Source organism: Rhodococcus sp. FH8, assembly GCF_019266085.1.
GTDB classification, from domain to species: Bacteria; Actinomycetota; Actinomycetes; order Mycobacteriales; family Mycobacteriaceae; genus Rhodococcus_F; species Rhodococcus_F qingshengii.
The window spans coordinates 497-4671 of the sequence record NZ_LPNQ01000082.1 but is presented as its reverse complement, the minus strand read 5'-3'; the positions used below and the strand labels follow the sequence as shown (position 1 = coordinate 4671).

Genomic DNA, 4175 nt, shown 5'->3' with positions numbered 1-4175 from the left:
AACCGTCGGGAGGGGTAACCCGGGCTACGCCCGGGTCCCGGACGCACGGGCGGCAAGCCGCCCTGTAACGGAAATTCCCGCCGCTGCGCGGCCGGGGTTGCGGGTATTTCGTTGCGCTAAAACGCAATTTAGAAAATCGCGGCGAAACGAGAATCGTCGCTCGGCTCCATTGGCGCAGGGCAAGAAAATCGGTGGCGCAGTCACGAAATGCATTGCGCCACCGATTCGTTATCTACTGCGCCTGGGTTTGATGTGCCAGAACTGCCGCAGTCCGCAATTGTTCCCAGATCGCGGGGTGCAGACCGTTGTCGAGAACCTGCTCGAACATTTTCCCGAAGCTGTGGGACGGGTCGAGTCGGCGGCCACTCGTCAGTGCTTCACGTGCCAGCGCAGAGCGGCGATTGACCCAGTTGAAGACTCCGGCGAACACCATGAGCGGACCGGCCAAATCCTCGGGTAAAAGTGCGCCGACCTGCCGCATTACCTCGGCGGCTGCATCGGCATTGTTTTCGTCGATGTGTGCGAACAACAGATCGCGCACCGTCACGTCATGCATGGCAGCAGCAATAACGGCTGCGTGCTCATCGGTAACGGTAATGCCGTGCTGTGACGTGCCGTCCAGGTAGTGCGAAAGTGCCAGATCGAATACCCGATCGGCCGCTCGCTGTGGCTCCATGGCGCGTAGAACGATGCGCTTGGCGCCGAAGGCCCGTGAGGCCGCGGCAGCGCGTTCCGGGCCGTGCTGCGCGGCGGTAAACCCTGCTCGGATCTCGCTGCGGGTCTTGAGAATCGTTGTGCCCTCGAACAACGCTTCGGTGATCAGTGGGTGTGCTGCAAGATCGACAGGTGTACCCGACTGTGCGGCAAGTGATCCCGCGCCCGTCCATTGACGTACCAGACCATCGGTGAAAACGAACACAGGCGGAACTGAATCGGGCCGAAATGTTTCGAGCGCTTCGGCTACGTCATTGCCCCGTTCGAGCGTGCCAAAGACAACCACAAGCATCGATTGGCACTCTTCCAGAGCTGGTGTCACACGCAAGGAACTCAGAATTCCCTCCGACACGCCAGGGAGCAGATTGAGGAGGGGGAGCATGGCGACCCTGCACGGGTGCACATCGAGGGTGATGATGACCAACTCGTCCTCGGGAAGATGGCCACCCATAGCCACGGCACCGGCGACAACATCGGACGGGCTGGTCATTCGGAAAGCTGGCATTACGGAACCCCTTTGGGTCGGTGGGCGAACTGGTCAGATTCACCCGATGGATTGGACTGACGAACACTTGAAAGCTACCCCACGCCTACGACAAAAAGGCACTTTGACCTGTGTCTATGTCCCCGGCACACCCGGTGCCGGGGACATAGACACAGGAGGCGACGCAAAGCGCCGGCCTCCCGTAGTCTTAGCTGCTAAGGGGCAGTGATCACCTCGGCTGTGAATCTGCCGATCCGGGTGCGTGACAGACGAGAATTGGTGCCGCGCACATGCTCGAACCAGGCTTCGCGCTGATCGTCCGGCAGAGCGTCCCACGAGCTCGCCGTCAGAGTTTCGTAATCGAGAGCGGCGACAGTCTCGAGCGGTGTGAGCAGACGCCAGCTGGCGAGGCGGTACACGTCCGCGAAGTGGCCGTTAACCGGTGGCCACTCGGTCTCGGGGTGGAGTCGCATAAATGTTTGGGCAGCAACACGTTCCACGGAACGTGCAACCGGATAGTGGCGCGACTGCCGAAACTCTCCGCTGTGAATCTCGTCCCGGAGACTGTTCACGACCGAACCTCCTTGATGGAAGATGAACTGGCCGAAGCTGTTTCGGCTTCCTTCGCCTGCCTGTGTCCAGCAAGTTTGTGATACGGAATAGTGTCCGTCCAATCGCCGCCAATCCTCGCCGGAACAGTGACAGATTTCTTATTGACCCGAACCACCGAATACCAGACACCCGAGCACCTGACCAGATCTCCTTTCGCGATCGTGTCCGGCCCGAAATTGTTGGCCTGACCTGACGCGATCTGCTGGGCGCGGATTCCTTCCCAATAGGTGATCTGGTCGGCCCGCTCGGCGATACGGGTAATCAACGCCTGACGGTAGGTGCCCTCGGCCGGAGGAAATTTCTCGATCAGCTTCACGCCACGCACCACGAAGAGCGTCCGCTCGTGACCGTCGAGCTCGCGTTGGTCCGCGCGCTGCTCTGCGTGCATTTTGTCGATCCGATTCTTCACGGTCACCGGGCTGTAGCGAGCCGCTGTGGTCACCGCTGTCGCCTCCGCGCGCCTACGTGCTTCCTCCGCATTCCCCTCGGCTGCCACAGCCTGTCCCAGGCGCTGATGGACTTTCTTGAGCGCTCGCCGATGCCGCCCCTCCGAATGGTGCCCGACCTTGATCGGCTCACCCCCAGGAGGAAGCTGGGCAGCCGCGCGCTGCTCTGCCTCCCAAGCCGACTCCGCCTGTTCTGACCGGCGCCCCGCCTTCAGCGCGAGCGCTTCCACCCGAGCAGTTTGACGATCAATGCGATCGGCCTCGACCTCGGCCGTCGGCCGCGCTGTCGAGTCGATATCAATCTCGACATCGAAACCACTCGCGCGCAACGCCTCTGCAGTCAACTCAATCAGGCGAACCTTCGGAGCCCGATCCCTACTGCTCCGGATCCCCCAGAAACCGATACTGCGAAACCACCTCCACCCGTGCGCCGCCAATACATCTCCGGAACCATCACCGCGAGAGGTCCCGTCAATTAGCGTTCCATCCGCGGCAGTGTGCGAAATCGTCAACGTCACTTCGAATCTCCGACCTAACAGTGGGGCAGGTAGTCAGTCCGCCCGTCAGCAATTGGACACCTCCAAACCTACCCTCGATATCCGACAAAAACATGCATTCACCTGCGTGTATGTCCCCGCCGCACCCGGTGCCGGGGACATACACGCAGGTTGTGATTGTCTATAGACAGGAACCATCAGGGAACGCGGCAGATGAGGCGAAACAATGATAAAAGCCAGTAGTACCGTCCAAACCGGAAACATTGGGGAATTAGCCATCGGCTACCAGTTCACGAAATTGAATTGGCACGTAGCCCCCAACCCTGCCGGCGAAGTCGGTACAGATGTCTTTCTGCAGCCGCGGACGGCAACAGGCATTGATTCTGGTGCACTCATCGCTGGTCAGGTGAAGAACGGGGACACGTGGTTCGATTATCCGGAATTCGATGCGGACGGAAAACTTGTTGGATGGTGGTTCCGTGATACCAACAGTGAGCATTTGAAGTATTGGCTCGAATACTCTGTGCCGTTCATCCTGTTCCTGCATGAGGAGTCCACCGAAAAATCGTATTGGGTTCATGTGACACAGGATTCAGTTAAAAGTACCGGCAAAGGTGCCAAGATTCTGGTCCGCGTTGATTCAACTGTCGACAAACACCACATAGGAGACCTCCTGGAAATCGCGACCAAAGGCCGAATCCACTCACAATGGGAAGGGACTGCGTGGGGTAGTGCAGATGTGTTGTCGACTGATCGTTACCGCTATGCGATGTTGACGCCGCGCCTGGTGGCCCCCCACCCGAACTCGCCAGTGACGAAACTGGAACCCCACGAAGCCATCGCATTGTTGATCAAAATGCGGCTGAGGCACCTGACACCGCGCACGGCGGTTGACGCGCTGGCCAAAAGTACTAAGGATCCGGCACCGGACCTCGCGGAATGCCGAAGCTCGACCACGTGGGGGTGGCGATTTTATGCTGCAGCGCACGACATTCTGGGCGGTGACGCCAACATTGACGCGCTCGAAAAACTGGTCAAGGACGCCAAGGCGCCATCGGAACGGGCTGCAGCCGCAGTGTTCGCCTGTGCTCTTTCCGTCGAAGACGGAAACCCACAAGGCGGATTGGACGTCGTAGACGGCGCTCTGACCCATAGCGATTACAGCGACGTCGATCGGGCGTGGCTCCTCCTGCACAGAGGCCGTTGTCTAGCTGTTGCGGGTACGGACGTTGATGACGCGGGACTGAAGTAGACGGGCTGGTCCTCGGCGCGAGAATAGGAATTGCGACATAGCCGTTCTCGACCAAGAAGGACCAGCCCTGTGACACACCGTAATGCTCCACTCACCGTCGAGGGAAGACGACGCCTGATCGAGCGGTGTCACGACCGCCCGATCGCCCACGTCGCCGCCGAAATGGGTAT

The 4175-nt window shown here is 59.7% G+C and carries 4 protein-coding genes; 1 reads left to right on the top strand and 3 read right to left on the bottom strand.

Features of this window, described 5'->3' with window-relative positions:
- Positions 1 to 232: 232 nt before the first annotated feature.
- The 3 genes from ATN38_RS30330 to ATN38_RS30320 all read right to left on the bottom strand — a co-directional run bounded on the left by ATN38_RS30330 (position 233) and on the right by ATN38_RS30320 (position 2774).
- On the bottom strand, positions 233 to 1204 hold the full coding sequence (locus ATN38_RS30330; RefSeq protein WP_003942433.1) for a DUF4192 domain-containing protein: 972 nt from the start codon (positions 1202 to 1204) through the stop codon (positions 233 to 235).
- Between the two features lie 209 nt (positions 1205 to 1413).
- Positions 1414 to 1770: a hypothetical protein gene (locus ATN38_RS30325; protein ID WP_003942448.1), complete on the bottom strand. Its 357-nt coding sequence runs from the start codon at positions 1768 to 1770 to the stop codon at positions 1414 to 1416.
- Positions 1767 to 2774: a DUF3560 domain-containing protein gene (locus ATN38_RS30320; protein WP_003942432.1), complete on the bottom strand. Its 1008-nt coding sequence runs from the start codon at positions 2772 to 2774 to the stop codon at positions 1767 to 1769. Before ATN38_RS30320 ends, ATN38_RS30325 begins: the two co-directional genes overlap by 4 nt.
- A 205-nt stretch (positions 2775 to 2979) precedes the next feature.
- On the opposite strand from ATN38_RS30320, the gene ATN38_RS30315 reads away from it, so the two are divergent.
- Positions 2980 to 4005: a DUF4365 domain-containing protein gene (locus tag ATN38_RS30315; protein WP_256932246.1), complete on the top strand. Its 1026-nt coding sequence runs from the start codon at positions 2980 to 2982 to the stop codon at positions 4003 to 4005.
- Positions 4006 to 4175 lie beyond the last annotated feature (170 nt).

Bases quoted from the DNA above. Each gene is read 5' to 3' on its own strand.
- ATN38_RS30330 (WP_003942433.1), bottom strand. From the start codon at position 1,204: ATGACCAGCCCGTCCGATGTTGTCGCCGGTGCCGTGGCTATGGGTGGC.
- ATN38_RS30315 (WP_256932246.1), top strand. From the start codon at position 2,980: ATGATAAAAGCCAGTAGTACCGTCCAAACCGGAAACATTGGGGAATTA.